Genomic DNA, 24170 nt, shown 5'->3' on the forward strand with positions numbered 1-24170 from the left:
GTTAAGTGATTTTTAGAAGGGGCGCTTGTGCGCTCCTTCTTTGCGTTTAACTTATTTTAAATAATTGATCTAGTGTGATGGCTTCTAAGCTTTGTCATTTATCTACCAATCGGTGTAGTCTGAATGCCAAACCTTAGGGGTCTCACTAGAATAAAATTAGGAAAATACAATACATGTCAATGTTTAATATCGTTCGTAAAGAATTCCAATTCGGTCAACATCAAGTCGTTTTAGAAACGGGTCGCGTTGCACGTCAAGCAAACACAGTTTTAATCACTATGGGTGGCGTAACTGTTTTAGTTGCAGTTGTTGCTCAACCTAAAGCAAAAGCGGGTCAAGACTTCTTCCCGTTAACAGTTAACTATCAAGAAAAACAATATGCAGCTGGTCGTATCCCTGGTGGTTACGGTAAGCGTGAAGGTCGTGCTTCTGAAGCTGAAACTTTAATTTCACGTCTTATTGACCGTCCAATTCGTCCGTTGTTCCCAGAAGGTTACTTCAACGAAATCCAAGTAACAGCAACTGTTGTTTCTTCTGACAAAACTATGGATGCTGACATTGCAGCAATGCTTGGTACATCAGCAGCATTGTCTATTGCTGGTACTCCTTTCCGTGGTCCAATTGGTGGCGCACGTGTTGGTTTAATCAACGGTGAATATGTTCTTAACCCGAACTTCGAACAGTTGAAAGAAAGTGACCTTGACCTTGTGGTTGCAGGTACAGAATCTGCTGTATTGATGGTTGAATCTGAAGCGAAAGAACTTTCAGAAGACCAAATGCTTGGTGCTGTGCTTTTCGGTCATGACGAAATGCAAATTGCAATTCAAGCGATTAAAGAATTTGCTGCCGCTGCTGGTGCTGTTGAATCAACTTGGGTTGCTCCAACTAAAAACGAAGCTCTTCTTGAGCAATTAAAAGCAGCTTTCGAAGCGAAAATCTCTGAAGCATATACGATTGCGGTTAAACAAGATCGTTATGCAGCACTTGATGCACTTTATGCAGAAGCTGTAGCTCAGTTCGTTCCAGAAAATGACGAAACTGGTATTGCTGATGAAGTAAACGAATTATTCGAAGACCTTAAATACCGTACAGTACGTGACAACATCTTGTCAGGTAAGCCACGTATTGATGGTCGTGATACTAAAACTGTTCGTGCTATCGACGTTCAAGTTGGCGTATTAGATCGTGCACACGGTTCTGCATTGTTTACACGTGGTGAAACTCAGGCGTTGGTAACAACAACTTTGGGTAATACTCGTGATGCGTTAATGGTTGATACCCTTGCTGGTACTAAAACTGACAACTTCATGTTGCACTACAACTTCCCTGCATACTCTGTAGGTGAAACAGGCCGTGAATCTGGTCCTAAGCGTCGTGAAATTGGTCACGGTCGTTTAGCACGTCGTGGTGTTCAAGCAGTTCTTCCTGCTGCTGACCGCTTCCCGTATGTAATTCGTATTGTATCTGACATTACTGAATCAAACGGTTCGTCTTCAATGGCTTCTGTATGTGGTGCTTCATTATCACTTATGGATGCAGGTGTTCCGCTTAAAGCTCCAGTTGCGGGTATCGCAATGGGCTTAGTGAAAGAAGGCGAGCGTTTCGCAGTACTTTCTGACATCTTGGGTGATGAAGATCACTTAGGTGATATGGACTTTAAAGTAGCAGGTTCTGCAAACGGTATTACTGCGCTTCAAATGGACATCAAAATTGAAGGTATTACTGAAGAAATCATGGAAGTTGCATTAAACCAAGCATTTGCTGGTCGTATGCACATCCTAAACGAAATGAATAAAGTCATTTCACGTGCTCGTGCTGAAATCAGTGCTCATGCACCGACGTTTGAAGTGATTAACATTAACCCAGACAAGATCCGTGATGTTATTGGTAAAGGCGGTGCAACTATCCGTCAAATTACTGAAGAAACTAAAGCTGCAATTGATATCGAAGACAATGGTACAGTTCGCGTATTTGGTGAAACTAAAGCTGCTGCTAAAGCTGCAATTGCTAAGATTCAAGCAATTACTGCTGAAGTTGAACCAGGTAAGATCTATGACGGTAAAGTAATCCGTATCGTAGAATTCGGTGCGTTTGTAAACATCATGCCGGGTACTGATGGTCTTCTTCACATTTCGCAAATTTCAAATGAACGTATTGCGAACGTAACTGATGTTCTTAAAGAAGGTCAGGAAGTGAAAGTACAAGTTGCTGATGTTGATAATCGTGGTCGTATTAAATTGACTATGAAAGACATTGAACAAGCATAATTGTTCTGGTGACATGAAAAAGTCCGCTTGATGCGGACTTTTTTTATGGCATGATGCAAGTAATACAAAAACAGATCATTGTGGTATGCAGGTTTATTACTTTTATCGCCATCAAGCTGATGGCTATGTCTTTTTAAGCCGTGAACAGCATAATGAACACATTCTGGAGTTTTTCTGGATTGATAGTGTCAGAGCTGATGTGGTGAACCATAACGAAGAATGGCAACAAAAGATTCAACAGCTTTCAGGTGTGGTTATTAATGAATTTCATATGCGGGATATTGCCAATATTGAGCATCCTTGTGCATTTGATACGCTTGAAGAATATGATTTGCTTATTTTTAGAAAGCTCGTTACACCTGATGACGAAATTAAAAATGGGGAATCCCATGAGAGTGTATTTGGCCTAGCAACCACGCCGATTAGCTTTATTTTTACTCCTAAAGTTCTGATTAGTGTTCGTGAGCAGGGCAATAAGTCGATTGAAAACTATATTCAACGTCTCGAAAATATTTTATGTAAAACTTTGGAAGAACAAAACAAAACCCGTAAGCTGCCTAATTCACCTGTAGATTTATGTTTACGACTGCTCAATAGTATGGTGGATGGCTACCTTGATATCCGTTCACCTTTGACTAGAAGGGTTGAGCATTGGCAACAGCAATTGCTGCAAGGTAATCGCCGTTTTAAACAATGGCATCAGCTGTTTCATGAAAACATGGCCTTTCAGCAAGTTGAAAATTTATGCGAAGAGCAAATCGAAACCTTACAAGAGTTTCGAGATGAAATTGTAGAAAACTATCATCATGTTATTGGTGAGAAGACGCATAGTTCTCAAGATCTTTTGTTGGTTCGTTTGAATGATTTAATGAGTCATGTCGAACGTATTCAAAAACATACTTTACGTTTACGTAGCGCTATTCAGTCGGCGATTGATTTGCATTTCTCGGCAATTGCAAACCAGACCAATGAAAATATGCGTATTCTTGCCATTATTACTGCCGTATTTGCACCGCTTACTCTTTTAACGGGTATTTATGGAATGAACTTTGAGTTTATTCCTGGTCTTAAATCGCCAGTTGGTTTCTGGATTATGCTCGGGGTCATGCTGCTGAGCACTATTGTACTGTTGTACTATTTTTATCGACAGCATTTAGTTGGACGTGGTGAACGAAGTGTCATTGATTTATTGGCCCAGCAACATCGTCAAGATCGGATGAATTTATTTTGGTTTTTGGAATATGAACCGATTAAGCAGACTTTGAAGGAAGTGGAGAAGATTACTCGGTTGAAATAGTTCTTCATTTTTTTATTGAATTTTGTTCCAAATTTGCTTGAGCTAAGCGTCATCCACAACCTGCCCATAATTTAAAAAATTATTGTTTTTGCAAGATAATGCTTTAAATGAATATAGTGAACAGGTTTTGTGGATGACAATGGTTTTGGTTACTTTTGCCAAAACAAAAGTAACGTAATTAGCTGACGGAATAGATAGTGAGTGCCAGTAGGACTCCGTCGTGACTATCTAATCTAATGAAAATGCTTCAACTCTTTCCTTAATTGCTGTACTTCATCAATCAAATCTAACATCACAGCAACTGCCGCCAAACTTGCGTCAAAGTCACGTTGTAGACGATACGCTTTACGTGCACGTGCGACATCTTCGCCCATAAACTGGTGTGCTTCAGGTTTATTTTCGACTGATAAAATGTCATATTCAATGAGCTGAAGAATCCAGTCAGGACTTTGGCCACAAGCTTGGGCAAATTGTTGTAAATCAAATGTCGATTGTTCATCAACGACCTCTGCACTAAAGGTATGGCCGTCATATACAATTTCTCGATAGTGAATGGTTGTCATGATCTTGCTCCCTAATGAGATGAACGAGGTTCGAATGAAGCAAAGGCTTCTGCCAATTGCTGATACGCTTCTTTTTCTTTTTCAGAATTTGCAGGCGGGAATACAATATTTAAAATTAAATACAGATGCCCTGGCGTTTTATTTGGTATCCCTTTGTCTTTTAAACGTAGCTGTTGTCCTTGTTTTGCATTTTTAGGTAAATTTACATGTAAAGATCCTGCTGGTGTTTTCACTTCAATACCTTGACCTAATGCCGCTTCCCATGGGGTTACATCTACAGTCAAATATACGTCACTGCCTTCGACATGAACACGGTCTGTATCTTTATACTGGATTTCAATATAAAGATCGCCGTTAGCACCACCATTAATCCCACTTTGGCCTTGCCCACTTAAGCGGATTTGCTGACCTTCTTTCATGCCTTTTGGTATTTTTACCTGTAAAGTTTTGCGTTGAACTTCAGGTTCGCCATAAGCGTTTATGGTTGGAATTTGCAAAGTAATTTGCTGTGTTGAACCATGATAGGCAATATCAAGATCAACCTCTATGCTGGCATGTTGATCTTCACCGCGATAACTACGTTGTTGTCTTTGATATTGTTGTTGGCCACCGCCAAAGCCTGCACCAAAGCGACCAAATAAATCTTCAAAACCGCTAAAGTCTGCTTGTTCACCGCCTGTAAAACCTTGACGATAAAACTGTGCTCCATCAAAGCCCCCTTGTGCAGCACCTTGACCAAAGTTATTAAAACCTTGAGGATGATCTAACATTTGGTCATATTCGGCTTTTTTATCCGCATTGCTTAATGTGTCGTAGGCAACATTAATGGCCTGCATTTTTTCTTCTGCATCTTTTTCTTTGCTGATGTCGGGATGATATTTACGGGCTAATTTTCGATAAGCTTTTTTAATTTCATCAGCAGAGGCTTTGCGTGTAACCCCTAATTCTTCATAATAATTTTTTGCCATAATGTTTTATCACGATGGTGTTGTTTATTTCATTATGAAACGATTTTTAGAGTTTTCAATAAGCTAGATTGTATAAGAGTTGTTCTATTACGAAATACAGAGGAACGTAAAGAGGTATAGAAAAATTAGACTATACCTCTAATGAATTAGATGAAACTTTGATATAAGCCATACAGGGCAATAAGTAGAAGTAATAAACCGCATAGGCCTAATATTTTGGGATATAAATGACTGTTAGCAAGGCGGCGGAAAAAGATATAAACCAAAGATAGTGTGAGGAAATCTAAAACAATCCATGTCAGCGTAAGTAGGGTTAGACTTAAATTTAACTGAGGTGTAATAGAGACAAATTGCGGAAAGAAAGCCGAGAAAAAGATAATATCTTTTGGGTTTGAAATACCGACGAGAAAACCTTTTTTAAAGCCACCATTTTGTGCTGAAACTGTTTGTATTGCTTCTGGGTGAGGAGCTTGAATAACTTCTTTGAGAATACTCAAACCCAAATAACCAATATATAGGCAGCCTAAAATACGAATGATATTGAGGTAACTATCATTAACACTCAGTACTCCTTTTAAAACCAGTACTGAAATAAAAATTAAAACAAGGGATGCTAGGTTTGTACCAAAAATGGTTTCAAGTGCTTTTTTATAGCCTCCTTTAAGTCCAGCGCTTGCAACTAAAATCATGACAGGGCCAGGGGTCGCAATCATAATAACTACACTAAAAATAAAGAGAAAATAATCAAAATAATCCATGGTATTTAGGCATCTTATTTATTAGGCTATAAAGTAGCCTTATATTATCCTATTTAAATTAACATGTTGAAAATTATCATCAAAAAATACAGGTAAATAAAAAGGCGGTATAACCGCCTTTTTATAAAATTAAAATATTAACTTAAATGTTCACCAAATAATGCTAAAGCTTCTTCAGCGGTAAAGGTATATTGCGTATTACAGAACTGACAGTCCATACGAATCGGGTTCTGATGTTCTAGGGTTTCGTGAACAGCGTCTACACCAATTTGAATCAGGGCATTTGCACAGCGTTCTTTTGAACATGTACAGCCAAATTTTAATGCTTCAATTTCTGGTAAACGAACTTCTTCTTCATTATATAAACGATATAAGATTTCGTTTGCATCTAAATTGGTAAGCTCTTCAGCTTTTAATGTTTCGGTCAACATCGTCAAACGTGGCCATAAATCTTCATCGACCAAGTTTTGCTCTTCTTCATCATGACGTGGTAAGAGTTGAATCAGTAAACCACCAGAACGCTTATCTGTACTTGCCAACACAATACGAGTTGGAATTTGAGCAGATAAATCATAATACTGCATCAAGCAACCTGCTAAAGTCACTTGATCAAGCGGCACGATCCCTTGATAACGTTCGCCAAATTCCGGTTCAATATTAATAAATAAAACCGGATTAACTAAGGCACCAAGAACTGTGCTGCTGTCTGTTGCTTCAACAAAGCGAGGGTCGGTTTCATAGTCCGCTAAAGCACGAACCTCTCCTAAATGGTTACATTCAGCCATCGCCCATTTGAAGGTGCCGCTAGCCTGGATTTGCAAGCTGATACGGCCTTTGATTTTTAGTGTACTTGCAAGTAATGCAGTCGCACTCAACATTTCACCTAGCAGAATTTTAACCGCAGGCATATAGTCACGTTGAGCTAAGATAGTTTGTAGGGCTTCTTCTAGATGAACTACTTCTCCACGTACTGGAAAGTTCTCTATATAAAAGCGTTGGCGTAAATCAGACATAATATTCTCCAGGGCCCTAAGCAGAGTATAACTATTTCGTTTTAATCAAGCTCAGGAAATGCAGCTAAGCCGCAAGCCGGACAGGGGCAGCTTTGTGCCCATTGTCCAATTATTTAGGCAATGTGAATAAGTCCTTAATATAGCCATTTTCTGAAATCTCAAGTTATTCTAGATGATCTCTTGTAATGTCGATGCGATTTGGTTGTAAATGACGCTTTAAATTAACATCATGTTTTGATGTAGCCTGTTGCTGCGCATCACTTTCAAACAAATGTTCAAGCTCGGCTAAGGCATTACGATGTGTTTCAAAAATCTTCTGTTCATCAGTATAAATACTTTGCTGCTGTATGAGCAATTTCTCATCATAATCCCGAAAGATTTCGATATTGTTATAGGCTTGTTCATCAGAGATTCCAAGTTCTCGTAAAGCGCGATAAGCCATTCCTAATGAAGATAAGTACGTTTCACGCCAAATATATTCCACGCCTAAATCTCTTAAAAGATGGACATGGTGACGGTCGCGAGCACGGGCTAATAGCTTTAAGTTTGGATAATTTAATCTAAGATGACGAGCAACATTCATGGAGTCTTCAACATCATCAATCGCTAAAATAAATACTTTAGCTTTTTCAATACCGGCAGAACGCAGTAAATCGGGCTGGGTTACATCGCCATAATAGAGTTTACCGCCGTAGCGACGAACAAAGTCTACTTGATGAAGATTGTTGTCGATTGCAGTAAAGCCTAAATGTTGTAGGCGGGCAATACGCGCGATAATTTGTCCAAATCGGCCAAAACCAGCAATGATAATCGGATTATCCTGCTGAGGAATTTCGTCATACTCAGGTGGACGTTCTTTATTAAACAGAGGAATGATCTGAGTTGCCATAATCCAGTAAATTACTGGAGTAAGTACCATCGACAACGTTACGATCAGCGTCACTGGCTCTAATAGAGCTTGAGTTAAAATCTTCTCACTTTTTGCAAGGCTCAAAATTACAAAAGCAAATTCTCCGCCTTGGGCCAAGCAAGTACCTAAAAGCAAGCTGTTATTCCAACTGTATTTTTTATAGCGGGCGATGGCGGTCAATATCAGCGTTTTGATGAGCAATAAGCCGACCGCACCACCAATAATAAGCAAAGGCATTTCAATGAGCAGTGACAGCTGTGTAGTCATGCCGACGGTCATAAAGAATAAGCCAAGCAATAAACCTTTAAACGGTGCAATACTCGCTTCAACTTCATGGCGAAATTCTGAATCTGCTAATAATACACCTGTAAGGAATGCACCTAATGTGGTGCTAATTCCTAAAGTATCCATAAGCAAGACAACAGCAAGAATAATAAATAATCCTACTGCTGTAATAAGTTCAGTCGCTCCACTTTTGGCAACAAAGCGGAAGAATGGACGCATCACATAGCGACTAAACAGAAACAGACCAGTAAAGGTTGCAATGATAGCCGCAAAATAAGCCACCCCATGATGGGTTGATTCTGTTCCTGCCAAGAGTGGAATAATGGCAAGTAAGGGGATAGCCGCTATATCTTGGAAAAGTAAAATGGAAAAAGACTGCTGACCATAAGTCGTATTGAGTTGCTGCTTTTCAGTCAGAAGTTGTAATACAAAAGCGGTGGAAGACAGCGCAAGGGCAAAACCAATCACAAAGCTGACAGAAAGCTGCTGTTGAAAGAGTAACAGTACGATCAGCATAAGAATGGCCCCACTAATGAGGACTTGCAGACTTCCCATTACAAAAATAGAGTTACGCATTTCCCATAAACGTTGTGGGCGCAACTCTAAACCAATCAGGAACATTAATAAGATAACGCCAAATTCGGCAAGTTCCATAATCGCTTCAGGGTCATGTGCAATATTTAAAACACTAGGACCTAGAAGTATTCCTGTAAATAAATAGCCTAAAACTGTTGCTATCCCTAGGCGTTTGCCAAGAGGGACTAAAATCAGAGAAGCTCCAAGAAAAATTGTTGCTTGCAGTAAGAATGACATTCATTGCCTCGAATGTATTAGTCTCTTTTAAGTGTAAAGCCAAAAAGGCTTCTTCACACCATGATATTCAAGCCATCTAATTAAATTCTTGCGGATCAACATCAATTGAGAGTCGAAGTTGATGCTGCCGAGGTGCATGAACCAATTGTGACCACCATTGTCTTAAGTAAAAATGGAGGCGAGCACGGTCAGCAGATAAAATCACCATGTGGGCGCGGTAGCGTCCAGCTTTACGCTCCATAGGGGCTGGAATTGGCCCCCAAATATCAACAATTTCACCCGCAATTTGGCGTAAATGTTCTGCCGCTTCATTTAAAAATTGCAAGGTATAGTCACGATCTTTGGATTCCGCACGTATCAGTACTGCATAACGGTAAGGTGGCAGCAAAGCAACTTTACGTTCCGCAAGAGTCTGTTTGGCAACCGCCCGATAATCTTTTTCGATGAGCGTGGTCAGTAAAGGGTGATCTGGTCTTAGGGTTTGTAAATAAACATGGCCTTTATGTTCACCACGGCCTGCACGACCCGCGACTTGTACAATTAACTGTGCAGTACGTTCTGGCGCACGAATGTCGACACTCAATAACCCAGCATCAATATCTAAAATAGCAACCAAAGTCACGTGTGGGAAATGGTGACCTTTTGCCAACATTTGAGTACCAAGCAAAATTGTTGGTTTGTTTTGATGAATCCGATCATAGATTTTTTGCCAGCTACCGACACGACTGGTGCTGTCACGGTCAACCCGAATCACATCATAGTCTGGAAATAGTTCTTGTAAGTGCTCTTCAACCTTAGCTGTTCCAGCACCTAGGGTTTTTAGGCTTTTTTGCTGGCATTCAGGGCATTGATCGGGTAAGCGATGAACAGTACCGCAGTGGTGGCAGTGTAAATAAGAATAAGGCTGAGTGTGCAACGTAAAATGTGCATCACAATGTGGACAATTTGCTTGCCACCCACAACTTTCACAGACCAGTACAGGTGCATAGCCACGACGGTTTAAAAAGATTAAAACCTGTTCTTTTCTTGCTAACGTATGCTTGATTTGCTCAATAAGAGGTTGGCTAATTCCATGTTGCTTTTTGACAATTTTAAGGTCAATCAAATGCATTTTAGGCAAAAGCGCATGGCCTGCACGTTGGTTAAGTTGCAGTGAAGTTAATTTACCAGTTTCGACCAAATAATAACTATCGATGCTCGGTGTTGCTGAACCTAAAATAACTGGACAGTTTTGTAAGTGACCTCGGTACAGTGCGACATCACGTGCATGGTAACGGAAACCTTCTTGCTGTTTATAAGAGAGGTCATGTTCTTCATCTAAAATGATTAAGCCTAAACGTGGCAGTGGCGTATAGATCGCAGAGCGTGTTCCTAAAATAATAGATGCTTTACCAGTCTGGGCCTGTTGCCATGCTTGTAGGCGTTTGGAGTCATTTAAGCCTGAGTGTAATAGAGCAATATCACAGTTAAAACGAGACTTAAAACGAGAAATCGTTTGAGGGGTTAAACCAATTTCTGGAACTAACACCAGTACTTGTTTACCTTGCTTTAGAACCTCGTGCATGATGTGCAGATAAACTTCAGTTTTACCACTTCCTGTTAAACCATCTAATAAAAAGGCTTGGTATTGATGCTGTGCGTTTACGACGTGCTGGGTTGCTTTCTTTTGGTCTTCATTGAGTGTAAGCGGCATTTGTGCCAATTGAACAGGCGATGGGCTAAAATCGTGTGGTTCAAGCGTACAGTCAACCAGTCCTTTCTTTTGAAGTGCTTTAAGCGTAGCCGTTTCTACACCACTTAAATTAAGAATATTCTCTGTAGTTCCGGCAGGGTGTAACTTTAAAATTTGATATGCGTCTTGTTGCTTAACAGAGCGTTTAAGAAGTGCTTCAACATTATCACATGGTGTGATTTTCCAAAGATGGAACAAAACATCCATTGGTTTGCCCTGACGCAATAATGCGGGTAGGGCGGTTTGCATGACCTCGCCAATTGGAAATTGGTAATACTGAGCCGACCATGTCAATAAACTTAAAACTTGTTCATCTAAAATAGGCTGTTCGTCTAAAAGGTCAGAAATGGCTTTAAGCTGAAAGGTGCCTGTAAATGATTCACTTGGATTAACTTTTTCAGTAATGATGCCAATCAGGTTTTGGCGCCCAAATGAAATAGCGACGCGTGAGCCTACATGAGCCCGTTCATATTGTGCTTGGGTGAGTGTATAGTCAAAAGTGTCGTACAGATGTACAGGTACGGCTACACGCACACGATAAACAACTGAATCAGGCTTTGGCGTTATGGTCATAGAGGCTCATTTCGTCAATTTTAAAAAACGGCATAGCGTCGTGAAGAGGACTTGGGTATTCTACACAGGCTATAGAACGAATATGAATGATTGCGTAGCATAGATGCAACAGCAGCGACTATTATTTTTGGAAAATTAGAACATTACCATGCCTGCATATCAATTTACTGCCATTGATGCTTCAGGGAAGCAGCAAAAAGGGGTGCTTGAGGGAGACTCAGCGCGCCAGATTCGCCAACAATTACGCGATAAAGCATGGACACCAATTAGCGTTGACCCTGTTGAACAAAAAGATAAACATCAGAGTCAGGGGGTATTCCAAAAAAAGTTCAGTGCTTACGATTTGGCACTCATGACTAGACAACTTTCGGTCTTGGTTGCCGCTGCTATTCCACTTGAAGAAGCTTTACGCGCCGTGAGTAGGCAAAGTGAAAAAACACATGTACAAAATCTTTTATTATCTGTTCGTTCTCGAGTCTTAGAAGGGCATTCACTTGCACAAGGTATGCAGCAGTCTGGACGTTTCCCTGACCTTTATATTGCAACGGTGGCTGCTGGCGAGCGCTCGGGACATTTAGATCTCATTTTAGATCAGCTTTCGGATTACACTGAAAACCGCTTTGCCATGCAAAAGAAAGTTCAGGGCGCCATGATTTATCCAATCATTTTAATGCTGATGTCTTTTGGTATTGTGATGGGCTTAATGACTTATGTTGTGCCAGAGATTGTAAAAACTTTTGATCAAAATAAAGATGCTTTACCGTGGATTACAGTCGCTTTAATGAAAGCCAGTGATTTTATTCGTCACGCGTGGGTGTTCATTATTCTTTTTGCAGTGGTGGGTGTTATTGCATTCGTACGGTTTTTAAAAACCACTGCTGGACATTATGCTTTTGATCGATTAACACTCAAATTGCCATTATTCGGTAAACTATCACGTGGTATTAATGCTGCACGATTTGCCAGTACCTTATCTATTTTGACCCGTTCAGGTGTTCCTTTGGTGGATGCCTTAAAAATTGGTGCAGCAGTGACCAACAACTGGGTTATCCGAGATTCAATTGCTCATGCGGCTGAGCGAGTGACAGAGGGCGGTAACTTGGGTACGCAACTGGAGCGCAGTGGTTATTTCCCACCAATGATGGTACAAATGATTCGAAGTGGAGAGGCATCAGGCGAGCTTGACAGGATGTTAGAACGAGCATCGACCATGCAAGACCGTGAGGTGACGACATTTATTTCAACCTTACTGGCATTACTTGAACCGCTTATGCTGGTTTTAATGGCAAGCATTGTACTGGTTATTGTAATCGCGGTTATGCTGCCAATCGTAAATATGAACAATATGATTTAATAACTTTGATATTAGAGATAATGATGAAGATGGTCATGAAACAAAAAGAGCACGTTAAGGATGCTCAAAAAACCTCAAGCGTAGCTTTCGGACTTGCGGCACGTTCGAGCGGTGCTCGAATGAAGCGTGCCTCAGGCTTTACCCTCATTGAAGTCATGGTCGTGATTGTAATTTTAGGTGTGTTAGCAGCTTTAATCGTACCAAATGTCATGGGGCGTAGTGAAAAAGCTAAAATTGATACGACTCAAATTGCATTAAAGGGTGTGGCGGGTGCTTTAGATCAGTACAAGCTCGATAATGGCCATTTCCCAACCATGCAAGAAGGTGGGCTAGATGCTTTGGTTAACCAGCCAGCTACAGCGAAAAACTGGATGCCAGGTGGTTATGTAAAAGGTGGTTATCCTAAAGACAGCTGGAAAAATGATATTCAATATGTCATTCCTGGGGCAGATGGGCGAGCTTTTGATTTGTACTCATTTGGAGCAGATGGCAAAGAAGGCGGTGAAGGTAATGATGCAGATATTTATTATCAACCTTAATTAAAATGTAATGGAGATTATCAATTCAGTTAAACAGTTAAAATGTTAAATACGAATTGATAATCTCTCTCAATCAGAAAAATATAATAACTAACTGAAAAATATAAATTAAAGTTAATATAAATATTTGAGATTTATAATAAGAATTATTCCCATATTTAATAGTTACAAGAAAGTTAAAATGTAGAGAAAAATAAGCTATATATTTAAATGAAAGCTTTGCATAATAACTAAAAAGCACTTTATTCAATTAAAAGGAGAGATTAAATGAAAGCATTTCTCATATTAGATGAACTGACTCAGTTTCATTGGGTAATGCTCAAGTCTGTCCTATTGATTTTGGGTTTATTGCCGATTGCTGAGGTTTCATTAAAGTTATGGCTGAGTACAGAGGGAAGTAGCCAAATCATGATTGGTTTCTTCGCATTAAGTATTGTGAGCGCATGGTTAATGGTGAGCTTCTTTACTGCATTAAAAGCGAGCGTCTGGCAAGCTAAACAAATCTCTACTCAATATGAGCAATTTCTTTTTAAAGCTTACCGTTATGTACCCATGGTTTTTTTATCGAGTTTAGTTGCTTATTTATCTTTGCAATTATCGATCACTTTTTAATAATATTTTAAAAACAAATTTTTAGATAAAACGTAGACTCAACATCTACGTTTTATTTTTTAACTGGACTTAAAAACAGGATGTTTCTTCATTTGTACATATTATATGCTTCAAATCAGCAATTTAAGAAAATGAGAAATATGAAATGGAACAAATCGATTGGAATGATTTTTTAAAAGTAGAGCTGCGTGTTGGTAAAATTATTCAAGCCGAGGTTTTTGAAAAGGCGCGTAAACCTGCTTATATTTTGCATGTAGATTTTGGTGAAGAATTGGGTGTGCGTAAATCAAGTGCACAAATTACCAAGCTTTATCAGCCACAAGATTTGGTGGGTAAATTAGTCGTTGCCGTAGTGAATTTCCCTAAAAAACAAATAGGGCCTATCCAGTCGGAATGTTTAGTGACAGGATTTCATAATGCAGATGGTGACGTTGCACTTTGTATCCCAGAGTTTGAAGTACCTCTGGGTACAAAGTTATTGTGATTTAGCGGCGGGATTTAAAAGAAACGTCAACTTTACGCGGACGATAAACCCAACCTAAAATCAGCAGTAAGACCGCGAATCCTAAAATTGGATAATCACCTAAACGGTTATAAAGAGTTTGGCCTTGCATAGCAGGTAAATCGCCTCTCAAGACAAACTCTTTATCGATTGGTGCTTGTTCAGTGATATGACCATTTTGATCAATAAACGCTGTTACACCTGTGTTGGTTGCACGAATAAACCAGCGGCCATTTTCTTTCGCGCGCATCTGCACCATTTGTAAATGTTGCCAAGGCCCAGCAGTGCCCGTAAACCAAGCATCATTCGATACAGTCACCAAAAAGTCGCTGTCTTCTGCATTACGCCTTGTCAGGTTCGGGTAAGCCACTTCATAACAAATTGCAGCAGCAAGTGCATGCCCTTTAATTAAGAGGGGTTTCTGGTCACTCTCACCACGTGTAAAACCGCTCATGCTAATATCATTTTGCATGGCTGGTAACACCCAAGAGAGTAAACCTGAAAGAGGGATGTATTCACCAAATGGAACAAGACGCTGCTTTTTATAGAGTCCACTTGAATCACTGCCAGAAGCCATAATACTGTTGTAATACAGCGGGCTACCAACTTGATGTGATTTTGCAACATCCCAGTAGGGAATTCCGGTTACCCATGCAGTATGGTTCTTTTTAGCTTGTGCATCCATTGCATCCAAAAACGGTTCAATATCAGTTTGGAAAAGCGGAATTGAAGACTCAGGCCATACAATCAGATCACGGCCCCATTCAGATTGTGTCAAACCAGCATAAATTTCTAATGTTCTAACTTGATATTCGGTTAGCCATTTTAAATCTTGTGGAATGTTACCTTGAATGAGCGAAACGCTAAGTGGTTTAGCAGCTTTAGGTTTTACAAACTGAATATACGATGCTCCCCAAGCACCCAAAACCAATAGGGCAGAAGGGATAATCCAGAAAACACGCTTGCGTAGAACTTCAACTAAAGCACATGCTAATACAATGACCACGAAGGAAATTGCATAAATACCAAATAGCGGTGCATAACCATCGAGTAAACGCTCGGTAAAAGCATAACCTACAAACAGCCATGGGAAACCTGTAAACACCCAAGTTTTTGCCCACTCGAAAACAATCCAGAGTGGGGCAAAAGTCAGTGGTGTTTCAGGGAAGAATCGTCGGTAAATCCAGGTCTGAAATGCCGTAAATAAGCCCATCACAAGGGCCATAACAGCAATCATACACACGCTTAGAAAAGCGTTGGTATCGCCATATACATGGATCGAAGTATAGAGCCAGAAAGCGCCTACAAACCATAAGCCAAAGCCATAGCTCCAACCAATAGCAAAGGCTTGTTTAGCTGAGCGCTTATGTAGTGTTGCATAGAGTAGGGCCGGAGATAAAATTGCCAACCACCACCAATAATAAGGTGCCAGTGAAAAACTGAATACGGCACCTGAAAATAAAGCAATGAGTAAAGGAAAAATTAAAGGAAGCTGTTTTTGTTGTTGCGAAGAATCTAACAGCTTTTCAAAGTATGCTCTCATTGACGTACAGCTCGAATCAGATGGATAGTGCGGGCATCTGCTTCAACGATTGTAAATAACCAATTTCCAAGCTCAACAGTTTGACCTTGTAAATCACTTACCAGACCAATCTCTTGAAGCAATAAACCGCCGACAGTTTCTACTTCATCGTCAGAAAAATCAGCATCTAAAACAGTATTGAAATGTTCGATTGGTGTAAGTGCTTGCACCATCCATGCATTTGCTACCGTATGGTCATTGTCAGGAACAATGTACTGAGCATCTTCATCAACCGTGTCGTGCTCATCTTCAATTTCGCCAACGATCTCTTCAAGAATATCTTCAAGTGTAACAAGACCTGCTGTTGAACCATATTCATCAATCACAATCGCAATGTGAGTCTGAGTATGTTTCAACATACGTAGGACCTGATCGGAACGTGCACTTTCAGGAACAAATAAAGGTTGGCGCATAAGAACTCGAATATCAACTTTGGTATTCGGTTCAGTTAGAAACGGCAACAAATCTTTTGCGAGCAAAATCCCGACAACATTGTCAGGCTGATCGGCAGAGAAGACTGGAAAGCGTGAGTGAGCAGACTCAACCAGTACATCAAGAATATCAAGTAATTGATCATCTTCTTGCAAACTGATCATTGCTGTTCGTGGCGTCATGACTTCACGAATTTTTGTAGCCGGAAGGTCAAGAACGCCTTCAAGCATAGCAACGGTATCTGGTTCTAAAAAGCGGCGTGAATTTTGGACTAATTTTAATAATTCATCACGGGTTTCTGGCGCTGTACCTAACCATTTTCGTAAGCCTCGCATTCCCCACGACGGACTTGGTTCCTCTTGCATGATCTTTCCTAAAGACTCAATGTATCAAATGAATACACAGATCATACCGAAGAAAAGATGCTTATGCATCTATAAAACAAGCTAAAAGACAAAACGTATATTGTTATGTAAAAGCCAGTTACAGTTAACAGCTCAGTAATTTGTTTATGCTAAAATGTGAAAATTCTATTTGTTCGAGTTTGTCATGTCAGAACAATCTATATCACCTACTGTGCAACTTAATACACGTGGTTTACGCTGTCCTGAACCTATCATGATGCTACATAAAGCGATTCGTAAGGCAAAATCAGGAGATGTTGTTGAGGTATTGGCAACCGATCCGTCAACTTCTTGGGATATTCCTAAATTTTGTATGCATTTAGGGCATGAGTTGTTGTTGCAAGAAGAATGCTTAGATGAAAATGGTCATAAAGAATTTCATTACTTAGTGAAGAAAGGTTAATAGAATAATAATAAGGCTTCTAATAACGACGATTAGAAGCCATGAATAATTCAATTTTAATTTGAAATGATAATTTTTTACAAATAAGAATCGTTATATAATTTATAAAATTAAGTATATAAATGACGTATGAAAATGAATGATTATTTTGTGAAACGAAGTTTATTTATTTTTCTTTGGTTTTTCTCAATTGCTGGGTTATTACATTTAGAGATCTCTTGGTTATCTGAAACTGTCGCTATCATTATTATATCTATTCTTATTATTTTAGGTTCTATTCTCCTCGGTTATAGAAATACATCTTTTGCTCCTGAACCAAAGATAAAGATGAGTCTGATTTTACATACAGGTTTTATGGGGCTTATGTTAGTTGTTGATTTATTGTTTGGGAAGTCAGTTTGGTACTTCGATTTAGCACGAAACTTTGGTTTTCTTGGCTTATTTTTATTAGGTACATTTATTTTCTATAAAAAGAATTTTAATTTAAACGTAGCAAAAATACCGCCTTTTCAATAAGTGGATACTAATAAAAAAGCCCCGAATAATCGGGGCTTTTTTATTACATATTAGGATATGAGCCGCGGCTAAAGCGGCGCAAGGAATTACATGTTAGGGTAATTCGGACCACCGCCGCCTTCAGGCGTTACCCATGTGATATTTTGAGATGGGTCTTTAATATCACAGGTCTTACAGTGAACACAGTTCGCTGCGTTAATCTGGAAGCGTTTAGAACCATCATCATTTTCCATGATTTCGTAAACACCAGCTGGGCAGTAGCGCTGTGCAGGCTCATCCCATTTTGGTAAGTTCACATTCACTGGAATTGAAGGGTCAGTAAGCTTCAAGTGAGCTGGCTGGTTTTCTTCATGTACAGTGTTTGAGATAAACACAGAAGACAGACGGTCAAATGTAAGCTTGCCATCTGGTTTTGGATAGTTTGGTTTAAAGCTTGTTGCATCAACAGTTTTCAATGCAGCAAAGTCTTGCTTCAAGTCATGTAAAGTGAATGGCACTTTAAAGACATTCTGGTCGATAAAGTTAAATGCACCACCCATCCATTGACCAAATTTATGCATTGCTGGACCAAAGTTACGAGAGTTATAAAGCTCTTCTTTTAACCAGCTGTTGTTAAATTTGTCAGTGTATGAAGTCAATTCTTTAACGAATAAATCTTCGCCTTCAGTAACACGTGCAATCGCAAGATCACCGCCTTTTTCTACACCCGCAGCAATCGCTTCAAATACAGCTTCACCACATAACATGCCTGATTTCATGGCAGTGTGTGAGCCTTTGATTTTTGCAAAGTTTAAGAAACCTGCATCATCACCAATTAAGCAACCACCTGGGAAAGTCAATTTAGGCAATGAGTTGAAGCCGCCTTTCACTACAGCACGTGCGCCGTAAGAAATACGCTTACCACCTTCTAAATACTGTTTAATCAGTGGGTGAGTTTTCCAGCGCTGCATTTCCATAAATGGATACATGTGTGGATTTTCATAAGACAAGTCCACGATCATGCCCAAAGTCACTTGGTTGTTTTCAGCGTGGTATAACCACCAGCCACCTGAAGAAGCTGTTTCAGCTAAAGGCCAACCTGCACCGTGCATAACTAAGCCCGGTTTATGTTTTGCTGGGTCAATTTCCCAAAGCTCTTTAATCCCGATACCGTAGTGCTGTGGATCAGCATCTTTATCGAGGTTGTATTTCGCAATTAGGCGTTTACCTAAGTGACCACGGCAACCTTCAGCAAAGAGGGTATATTTAGCGTGAAGCTCATAGCCTGGAGTAAAGTTATGCGTTGGTTCGCCGTCTTTACCAATACCCATGTCACCAGTTTGAATCCCTTTTACAGTACCGTCTTCATGATAAAGCACTTCAGATGCAGCAAAGCCAGGGAAGATAGAAACTTCTAGCTCTTCAGCTTTTTGACCTAACCAGCGAACAACGTTACCTAACGAAATAACATAGTTACCATCGTTATGCATGGTTTTAGGAACCATCCAGTGAGGTACTTCTTTAGAAGTGGTGTCTGAAAGTAAGAAGAATGTTTTGTCTTCAGTTACAGGGACATTAAGAGGCGCGCCTTCATCTTTCCAGTTCGGGAAAAGTTCATTGATGGCACGTGGCTCAAGCACAGCACCAGACAAGATATGCGCACCTACTTCAGAGCCTTTTTCAACTACACAAACAGAAAGATCGGGTAAGTTTTTTTCAATCGCTAATTGACGGATCTTAATCGCAGCAGATAGACCTGCAGGTCCTGCACCTACGATGACAACGTCAAACTCCATCGATTCACGTTCGATGTGTTCCATGTAGGACTCCTCAATACTTAAAGGTGGCAACCGTCATATTCAGATAATTCGGTGCTGCCGTGAGTGTTTTAATCCATAGGCGCAAATATGCTATTGTGCCTTTTATCGTTTGGGCTAGTATAGTTTTAAACCATGATCTAGCCAATTGGCTGAGTCGTAACATTTTTTCGTCAGCAAGGCATAAACTATGGTAAATCAAAATAATTCACCATCGGATATGGGAAAAATACCGTTATCTGATGATAAAAACTTAATGAACATTGCACAATACTTAAAAGGTGTACAGCAAAGTCACAAAAGGTCAATTCCACCTTTAGAGCAGTGGCATCCAAAGCATTGCGGCAAAATGGATTTGACAGTGAAATCCAATGGAGAATGGTGGCACGAAGGTCAATTAATCAGGCGCCAAGCTCTATTAGATCTGTTTACCAAAGTCCTATGGAAAGAAGAAGGCAAATTCTACCTGAAAACCCCTGTAGAACAAATTGAAATCGAAGTTGAAGATGAACCTTTATTAGTCAATCAGGCAGATCAGGTCGAAATTTCAGGTGAGCAGTTTTTACAACTGACCACCACCAATCAAGATGTAATTTTGGTTGATGCAGAACATCCTATTTTTATGCGTGAATATGCAGGAGAGTTGCGTCCTTATGTGCATGTCCGTTTTGGGATTAATGCGCTGATTCAACGTCAGGCTTTCTATCATTTGGTGAACTATGGAACACTGATTGAAAACGATAAAGGTGAAACCATTTTAGAGCTAAAAAGTGGTAATTTGCTCTTGCAATTAGGCACTTGAGGTTTAAGCTTTAGGAAGTGAAATTTTCTGACACTTCAGTACAGCTATGACCGCCATACAACCTTTATTTTCCGAGTTAGAACCTATGCCTAAAGCATCAGCAGATGCCCCAATTGGTATTTTTGATTCGGGAATTGGAGGGATGTCAGTTGCAGCAGAAATTGCCAAATATTTACCAAATGAACGTATTGTGTATTATGCCGATACTGCCTACGTGCCTTATGGTCCACGTTCTGATGAAGAAATTAGGGAACTGACTGCGCGTGCTGTTGATTGGCTATATCGTCAAGGTTGTAAAATTGCAGTCGTAGCCTGTAATACGGCTTCTGCATTTAGCCTTGATCATTTGCGTGAGCATTATGGTGAACACTTTCCAATTGTTGGATTGGTTCCAGCATTAAAACCTGCCGTATTACAGACACGTTCTAAAGTAGTTGCCGTCTTGGCAACGCCTGCTACTTTTCGCGGCCAGCTTATTAAAGATGTAGTCGAGAAGTTTGCTGTTCCAGCAGGCGTTAAGGTGATGACTTTAACTAGCCTTGAACTCGTTCCTTGTGTAGAGGCCGGTCAGCAAATGGGTGAGGCATGTTTAAAGGCATTAAAAGAAGTTTTACAGCCCGCTGCTGAGCAAGGTGCCGACTATTTAGTGCTCGGTTGCACGCATTATCCTTTCTTAAATCAAGCAATTCATCATCTTTTTGATAACCAATTCACACTGGTTGATTCTGGATTGGCAGTTGCCCGACAAACAGCCCGTATTTTAATAAAAAATGAGTTATTATGTGACCAAATAGGTCAGAATGTTGCACGTATTGAATGTTATGTCAGCGGTAATAATGCTGAGGCACTGCAACCTGTTTTACAACATTTGATTCCACAAGAGTTAACTTGGACACTTCATAATCTGAACTGATCTTTTAGCATCATTTAGAAACTAGTGTTTTTTAGATTTATTATTTTATTTGGGGCGGTTCATGATCTTGGCTGATATTAAGTCACGGACAGATCATGGGGCGAAAGGGTATTGTTATGCTCGATACACGCTATCAGATTTTTATTTCAACATCCGGCCGCGATATGCAGCCAGAGCGGATGGTTCTGTCTCAAACCTTGGTAGGGATGGGTTTCTTCGCTTGGGGATTAGAACAACGAACACCCCTAACCACTACGCTTGCACGTCGACAAATTGATGAATGTGATTATGTAATCCTACTTTTAGGCAGCCAGTATGGAGAGCAGTCGATTTCTGGTGTGAGTTATTTATCTTTAGAGTATGAATATGCGTTAAGTCAGGCTAAACCTATTATTGTGTTCATGCATGAGCAGCCCGAAAGTCGTGAAATACGTTTACAAGAAACACATCCACAGCTTAAAGATAAATTTCTCGCATTTAGAAAAAAGTTACTACTTGATGTAAATCATATTTTTTACTTTAAAACTCCACGTGAACTAGAGCTGGCTGTCCGTTTAAATATGCCTTTAATGGTTGAACAGCATATAGGACAAGGTTGGGTTCCTGCTCATCAGGCTCATTACTTAGAAGATGAAATTAAGTTATTAAAAAGTAAAATTTTACAGTTAGAACAACAATTAGCAGAATCATCAGCTCAAGTAAACGAAGTTGCTCCCCAAGACGTTTTTGCATTTGAATATCAAATTCAAGCATTTCAGGATGGGAATTTTAAAGAGCTTAAACGACAACGACAAATGACTTGGTCGCAGTTGTTAAGCATATTGGCAAAGCAGTTTGAAACAGCGACACCAGAAGAGAATTTTGGGACATGTTTAAATGAATATTTGAATCAGGCTGGCTTAGAAGATGCTCGTCAGGAGTTACCTCGTGCTCATGCTGTTGCCTGCGCTCAGATTAACCATAAGGCATTGTTTCGGATAAAAAAGCAAATGCAGTCACAGGGCTGGATTGTTCCAACTCATACTGAACAATCCTATAGCTTATGGAAAGTCACAGCTAAAGCTCAAAAGTTATTACTTAGCTATAAATGGAATCATCGGGGCATTCGATTAAAAGCTTAGAGCGATTCAATTTATATATGACAATAAAAGCTGTTACATTAGTGACATAAGATGAATTGAAAGGCATTTACACATGTCGTTTGAACAAAAACCGAAAGTCACAGTCATTTTAGCGAATTTAGGTACACCGGATGAGGCCACTGTTTCGGCGGTTCGCCGTTTTCTAAAGCAGTTTTTATCTGATTCACGTGTAATTGAAATACCGAAATTCATTTGGTGGATTATTTTAAATCTGTTTGTTTTACCTTTTCGCCCAAAAAGGGTAGCACATGCCTATGCTTCGGTATGGTCAAAAGATTCGCCCATGCGTGAAATTGTGTTTGAGCAAACTCAACGTATTCAGGCTTATTTGCAGCGAGAAAATAATCAGTTTGATTTAACCGTGATACCGGCGATGACCTATGGTAATCCAGGCATTGATGCAGTTTTAGAAAAACTGGCAGCTAACCCGCAAGAGCATGTCATTCTATTGCCTTTATTTCCTCAATATTCAGCCACTTCTACAGCACCATTATACGATGCATTTGCCAAGTGGATTCCAGCCCAGCGAAACTTGCCGGGTCTAACAATTATTAAAGATTATTATCAACATCCAATGTTTATTCAGGCATTAGCAGAAAGTGTTTTAGCCTACCAAGAGCAGCATGGGAAACCTGAAAAACTGTTGATGTCATTTCACGGTATTCCACAGCCGTATGCAGACAAAGGCGATCCGTATGCAGACCGTTGTCGCATTACTGCAAAGTTAGTCGCTGAAGCTTTGCATTTAAAAGATGATGAATGGGCAATTAGCTTCCAGTCACGTTTTGGGAAACAAGAGTGGGTTAAGCCTTATACAGACCAACTTTTACAAGATTGGGCGAAGCAAGGCGTTAAGTCAGTACAGGTATTAAGCCCAGCTTTTTCTGCTGATTGCTTGGAAACACTTGAAGAGTTGGCCATACAAAATGCTGAGTTGTTTCAAGAGGCGGGTGGTGGTAGCTATGCTTATATTCCTGCTTTAAATAGCGATCAAGCTCATATTGATTTGCTTGCAGGGTTAGTTCAGGCTAATCTTGATGCCCTTACCTATACCTTAGCCCACCGTTAATTGCGTTTTAGCCAGAGGTTCTTATGCTGCAAGTCAAAATTGTTCCAGTTACTGCATTTGCCCAAAATTGTTCTCTTGTTTGGGACAGTGAAACCAAAGAAGCAGTTTTGATTGATGCGGGTGGTGACGCTTCGGTTTTGAAAAAAGAAGTAGAAGCCTTAGGTTTAAAAGTGAAGGCTCTTTGGCTCACTCATGGGCATTTAGATCATGCAGGAGCGGTGGGTGAGCTTGCCAAAGAATGGAACGTTCCAGTTATTGGGCCACATAAAGAAGATCAGTTTTGGCTAGATATGATTCAGGAAGTTTCAGCACGTTATGGCTTTCCAATTCCACAGCCTGTTAAAGTCGATCAATGGCTTGAAGGCGGTGAAGTGCTAAAACTGGGTGAAGATGAGTTTGAGGTACGTTTTGCGCCGGGTCATACACCAGGGCATGTTATTTTCTATAATAAAAATCATGGATTGCTGTGGACAGGTGATGTCTTGTTTAAAGGCTCAATTGGCAGAACAGATTTCCCGCGTGGTAATCACGATCAGTTGATTGAATCGATTAAACGTGAATGTTTTAGTCTGCCAGATGATACTCAGTTTATTTCTGGACATGGTCCGATGAGTACCATTGGCTATGAAAAACAATTTAACCCTTTTGTCGCGGGTAAAGCAGGTTAATCTTCGTAATCATCTTCATTTTGACTACCCTTGTTATGCTGAGGCGCATCTTGGGTAGGCAGTCTATATTCATCATTTGCCCACGCACCTAAATCAATTAATTTACAGCGTTCAGAGCAAAATGGACGAAATTCGTTACCTTCCCAAACACTTGGTTCACCACAACGTGGGCAGGGAAATGTACGTGGCATAAAGCGATATCCTCAAAGTGAAGAGAAATAGATTAGGCAAAAGTCAGGTGACTTGTTAGACTTATG

23 protein-coding genes are annotated in these 24170 nt (G+C 40.0%); 13 read left to right on the forward strand and 10 right to left on the reverse strand.

The window, feature by feature from the left end:
* The first annotated feature begins 179 nt into the window (after positions 1-179).
* A complete protein-coding gene (gene pnp, locus AW165_RS05670; RefSeq protein WP_170814194.1) occupies positions 180-2267 on the forward strand; it encodes a polyribonucleotide nucleotidyltransferase in 2088 nt (695 codons plus the stop codon).
* Between the two features lie 85 nt (positions 2268-2352).
* Positions 2353-3564 (forward strand): magnesium transporter CorA family protein, encoded by a 1212-nt coding sequence (locus AW165_RS05675; protein ID WP_060465200.1) that lies wholly within the window; start codon positions 2353-2355, stop codon positions 3562-3564.
* Positions 3565-3797: 233 nt separating this feature from the next.
* Here the strand turns inward: AW165_RS05675 and AW165_RS05680 are convergent, their stop codons facing one another.
* The 6 genes from AW165_RS05680 to AW165_RS05705 all read right to left on the reverse strand — a co-directional run bounded on the left by AW165_RS05680 (position 3798) and on the right by AW165_RS05705 (position 11179).
* A complete protein-coding gene (locus AW165_RS05680) occupies positions 3798-4127 on the reverse strand; it encodes a chaperone modulator CbpM (RefSeq protein ID WP_060465201.1) in 330 nt (109 codons plus the stop codon).
* A gap of 11 nt (positions 4128-4138) precedes the next feature.
* Entirely contained in the window at positions 4139-5095 is a 957-nt protein-coding gene (locus tag AW165_RS05685; RefSeq protein ID WP_060465202.1) for a DnaJ C-terminal domain-containing protein, read from the reverse strand.
* Positions 5096-5241: 146 nt separating this feature from the next.
* Positions 5242-5853 (reverse strand): LysE family translocator, encoded by a 612-nt coding sequence (locus tag AW165_RS05690; RefSeq protein ID WP_060465203.1) that lies wholly within the window; start codon positions 5851-5853, stop codon positions 5242-5244.
* A gap of 137 nt (positions 5854-5990) precedes the next feature.
* Positions 5991-6866 (reverse strand): Hsp33 family molecular chaperone HslO, encoded by an 876-nt coding sequence (locus AW165_RS05695; protein WP_017481969.1) that lies wholly within the window; start codon positions 6864-6866, stop codon positions 5991-5993.
* Positions 6867-7029: 163 nt separating this feature from the next.
* Positions 7030-8874 carry a monovalent cation:proton antiporter-2 (CPA2) family protein gene (locus tag AW165_RS05700; protein ID WP_060465204.1) on the reverse strand — a complete coding sequence of 615 codons (1845 nt, stop codon included), beginning with the start codon at positions 8872-8874 and terminating at the stop codon, positions 7030-7032.
* Positions 8875-8950: 76 nt separating this feature from the next.
* Positions 8951-11179, reverse strand: a complete 2229-nt coding sequence (locus tag AW165_RS05705) for a primosomal protein N' (RefSeq protein WP_060465205.1) — start codon at positions 11177-11179, stop codon at positions 8951-8953.
* Between the two features lie 148 nt (positions 11180-11327).
* On the opposite strand from AW165_RS05705, the gene gspF reads away from it, so the two are divergent.
* The 4 genes from gspF (at position 11328) to AW165_RS05725 (ending at position 14168) form a co-directional block, all read left to right on the forward strand.
* Positions 11328-12533 (forward strand): type II secretion system inner membrane protein GspF, encoded by a 1206-nt coding sequence (gene gspF / locus AW165_RS05710; protein WP_060465206.1) that lies wholly within the window; start codon positions 11328-11330, stop codon positions 12531-12533.
* Between the two features lie 23 nt (positions 12534-12556).
* Positions 12557-13072 carry a type II secretion system major pseudopilin GspG gene (gspG, locus tag AW165_RS05715; RefSeq protein ID WP_017385392.1) on the forward strand — a complete coding sequence of 172 codons (516 nt, stop codon included), beginning with the start codon at positions 12557-12559 and terminating at the stop codon, positions 13070-13072.
* 267 nt (positions 13073-13339) lie between these two features.
* Positions 13340-13684, forward strand: a complete 345-nt coding sequence (locus AW165_RS05720) for a hypothetical protein (protein WP_017398750.1) — start codon at positions 13340-13342, stop codon at positions 13682-13684.
* Between the two features lie 145 nt (positions 13685-13829).
* Positions 13830-14168, forward strand: coding sequence for a tRNA-binding protein (locus AW165_RS05725; RefSeq protein WP_005079284.1), 339 nt, complete (start codon positions 13830-13832; stop codon positions 14166-14168).
* 1 nt (position 14169) lies between these two features.
* Here AW165_RS05725 and lnt read toward each other — a convergent pair whose 3' ends face one another.
* Positions 14170-15729 (reverse strand): apolipoprotein N-acyltransferase, encoded by a 1560-nt coding sequence (lnt, locus tag AW165_RS05730; RefSeq protein WP_060465208.1) that lies wholly within the window; start codon positions 15727-15729, stop codon positions 14170-14172.
* Positions 15726-16565, reverse strand: a complete 840-nt coding sequence (locus AW165_RS05735) for an HlyC/CorC family transporter (RefSeq protein WP_002114976.1) — start codon at positions 16563-16565, stop codon at positions 15726-15728. Before AW165_RS05735 ends, lnt begins: the two co-directional genes overlap by 4 nt.
* A 184-nt stretch (positions 16566-16749) precedes the next feature.
* On the opposite strand from AW165_RS05735, the gene tusA reads away from it, so the two are divergent.
* Positions 16750-17007, forward strand: a complete 258-nt coding sequence (gene tusA, locus AW165_RS05740) for a sulfurtransferase TusA (protein ID WP_060465209.1) — start codon at positions 16750-16752, stop codon at positions 17005-17007.
* A gap of 135 nt (positions 17008-17142) precedes the next feature.
* Entirely contained in the window at positions 17143-17523 is a 381-nt protein-coding gene (locus tag AW165_RS19925; RefSeq protein ID WP_060465210.1) for a hypothetical protein, read from the forward strand.
* Between the two features lie 86 nt (positions 17524-17609).
* Here AW165_RS19925 and AW165_RS05750 read toward each other — a convergent pair whose 3' ends face one another.
* Entirely contained in the window at positions 17610-19322 is a 1713-nt protein-coding gene (locus AW165_RS05750) for an electron transfer flavoprotein-ubiquinone oxidoreductase (protein WP_005804177.1), read from the reverse strand.
* A gap of 187 nt (positions 19323-19509) precedes the next feature.
* On the opposite strand from AW165_RS05750, the gene AW165_RS05755 reads away from it, so the two are divergent.
* The 5 genes from AW165_RS05755 to AW165_RS05775 all read left to right on the forward strand — a co-directional run bounded on the left by AW165_RS05755 (position 19510) and on the right by AW165_RS05775 (position 23913).
* Complete coding sequence (locus AW165_RS05755; protein ID WP_060465211.1) at positions 19510-20121, forward strand: DUF1285 domain-containing protein; 612 nt, start codon at positions 19510-19512, stop codon at positions 20119-20121.
* 46 nt (positions 20122-20167) lie between these two features.
* Positions 20168-21034, forward strand: a complete 867-nt coding sequence (gene murI / locus AW165_RS05760) for a glutamate racemase (RefSeq protein WP_025469760.1) — start codon at positions 20168-20170, stop codon at positions 21032-21034.
* A gap of 116 nt (positions 21035-21150) precedes the next feature.
* Positions 21151-22155: a DUF4062 domain-containing protein gene (locus tag AW165_RS05765; protein WP_060465212.1), complete on the forward strand. Its 1005-nt coding sequence runs from the start codon at positions 21151-21153 to the stop codon at positions 22153-22155.
* Between the two features lie 73 nt (positions 22156-22228).
* Positions 22229-23245, forward strand: coding sequence for a ferrochelatase (hemH, locus tag AW165_RS05770; RefSeq protein ID WP_060465213.1), 1017 nt, complete (start codon positions 22229-22231; stop codon positions 23243-23245).
* Between the two features lie 23 nt (positions 23246-23268).
* Positions 23269-23913 carry an MBL fold metallo-hydrolase gene (locus AW165_RS05775; RefSeq protein WP_005065967.1) on the forward strand — a complete coding sequence of 215 codons (645 nt, stop codon included), beginning with the start codon at positions 23269-23271 and terminating at the stop codon, positions 23911-23913.
* Here the strand turns inward: AW165_RS05775 and AW165_RS05780 are convergent.
* The gene (locus AW165_RS05780) at positions 23910-24104 is read right to left on the reverse strand and encodes a DNA gyrase inhibitor YacG (RefSeq protein WP_002114956.1); all 195 of its coding nucleotides are present in this window, start codon (positions 24102-24104) and stop codon (positions 23910-23912) included. The genes AW165_RS05775 and AW165_RS05780 overlap by 4 nt on opposite strands.
* Positions 24105-24170: the final 66 nt, after the last annotated feature.

It is taken from the genome of Acinetobacter sp. LMB-5, assembly GCF_001541635.1.
GTDB classification, from domain to species: domain Bacteria; phylum Pseudomonadota; class Gammaproteobacteria; order Pseudomonadales; family Moraxellaceae; genus Acinetobacter; species Acinetobacter pittii.

Excerpts from the sequence above, each read along its gene's own strand:
- tusA (WP_060465209.1), top strand. The coding sequence starts at position 16,750 with ATGTCAGAACAATCTATATCACCTACTGTGCAACTTAATACACGTGGT.
- AW165_RS05695 (WP_017481969.1), bottom strand. The coding sequence starts at position 6,866 with ATGTCTGATTTACGCCAACGCTTTTATATAGAGAACTTTCCAGTACGT.
- AW165_RS19925 (WP_060465210.1), top strand. The coding sequence starts at position 17,143 with ATGAATGATTATTTTGTGAAACGAAGTTTATTTATTTTTCTTTGGTTT.
- lnt (WP_060465208.1), bottom strand. The coding sequence starts at position 15,729 with ATGAGAGCATACTTTGAAAAGCTGTTAGATTCTTCGCAACAACAAAAA.
- hemH (WP_060465213.1), top strand. The coding sequence starts at position 22,229 with ATGTCGTTTGAACAAAAACCGAAAGTCACAGTCATTTTAGCGAATTTA.
- AW165_RS05675 (WP_060465200.1), top strand. The coding sequence starts at position 2,353 with ATGCAGGTTTATTACTTTTATCGCCATCAAGCTGATGGCTATGTCTTT.
- AW165_RS05735 (WP_002114976.1), bottom strand. The coding sequence starts at position 16,565 with ATGCAAGAGGAACCAAGTCCGTCGTGGGGAATGCGAGGCTTACGAAAA.
- AW165_RS05750 (WP_005804177.1), bottom strand. The coding sequence starts at position 19,322 with ATGGAACACATCGAACGTGAATCGATGGAGTTTGACGTTGTCATCGTA.
- AW165_RS05765 (WP_060465212.1), top strand. The coding sequence starts at position 21,151 with ATGCTCGATACACGCTATCAGATTTTTATTTCAACATCCGGCCGCGAT.
- AW165_RS05690 (WP_060465203.1), bottom strand. The coding sequence starts at position 5,853 with ATGGATTATTTTGATTATTTTCTCTTTATTTTTAGTGTAGTTATTATG.
- gspG (WP_017385392.1), top strand. The coding sequence starts at position 12,557 with ATGAAGATGGTCATGAAACAAAAAGAGCACGTTAAGGATGCTCAAAAA.
- gspF (WP_060465206.1), top strand. The coding sequence starts at position 11,328 with ATGCCTGCATATCAATTTACTGCCATTGATGCTTCAGGGAAGCAGCAA.
- AW165_RS05700 (WP_060465204.1), bottom strand. The coding sequence starts at position 8,874 with ATGTCATTCTTACTGCAAGCAACAATTTTTCTTGGAGCTTCTCTGATT.
- AW165_RS05680 (WP_060465201.1), bottom strand. The coding sequence starts at position 4,127 with ATGACAACCATTCACTATCGAGAAATTGTATATGACGGCCATACCTTT.
- AW165_RS05725 (WP_005079284.1), top strand. The coding sequence starts at position 13,830 with ATGGAACAAATCGATTGGAATGATTTTTTAAAAGTAGAGCTGCGTGTT.
- AW165_RS05720 (WP_017398750.1), top strand. The coding sequence starts at position 13,340 with ATGAAAGCATTTCTCATATTAGATGAACTGACTCAGTTTCATTGGGTA.
- AW165_RS05780 (WP_002114956.1), bottom strand. The coding sequence starts at position 24,104 with ATGCCACGTACATTTCCCTGCCCACGTTGTGGTGAACCAAGTGTTTGG.
- AW165_RS05705 (WP_060465205.1), bottom strand. The coding sequence starts at position 11,179 with ATGACCATAACGCCAAAGCCTGATTCAGTTGTTTATCGTGTGCGTGTA.
- murI (WP_025469760.1), top strand. The coding sequence starts at position 20,168 with ATGACCGCCATACAACCTTTATTTTCCGAGTTAGAACCTATGCCTAAA.
- AW165_RS05685 (WP_060465202.1), bottom strand. The coding sequence starts at position 5,095 with ATGGCAAAAAATTATTATGAAGAATTAGGGGTTACACGCAAAGCCTCT.
- AW165_RS05755 (WP_060465211.1), top strand. The coding sequence starts at position 19,510 with ATGGTAAATCAAAATAATTCACCATCGGATATGGGAAAAATACCGTTA.
- AW165_RS05775 (WP_005065967.1), top strand. The coding sequence starts at position 23,269 with ATGCTGCAAGTCAAAATTGTTCCAGTTACTGCATTTGCCCAAAATTGT.
- pnp (WP_170814194.1), top strand. The coding sequence starts at position 180 with ATGTTTAATATCGTTCGTAAAGAATTCCAATTCGGTCAACATCAAGTC.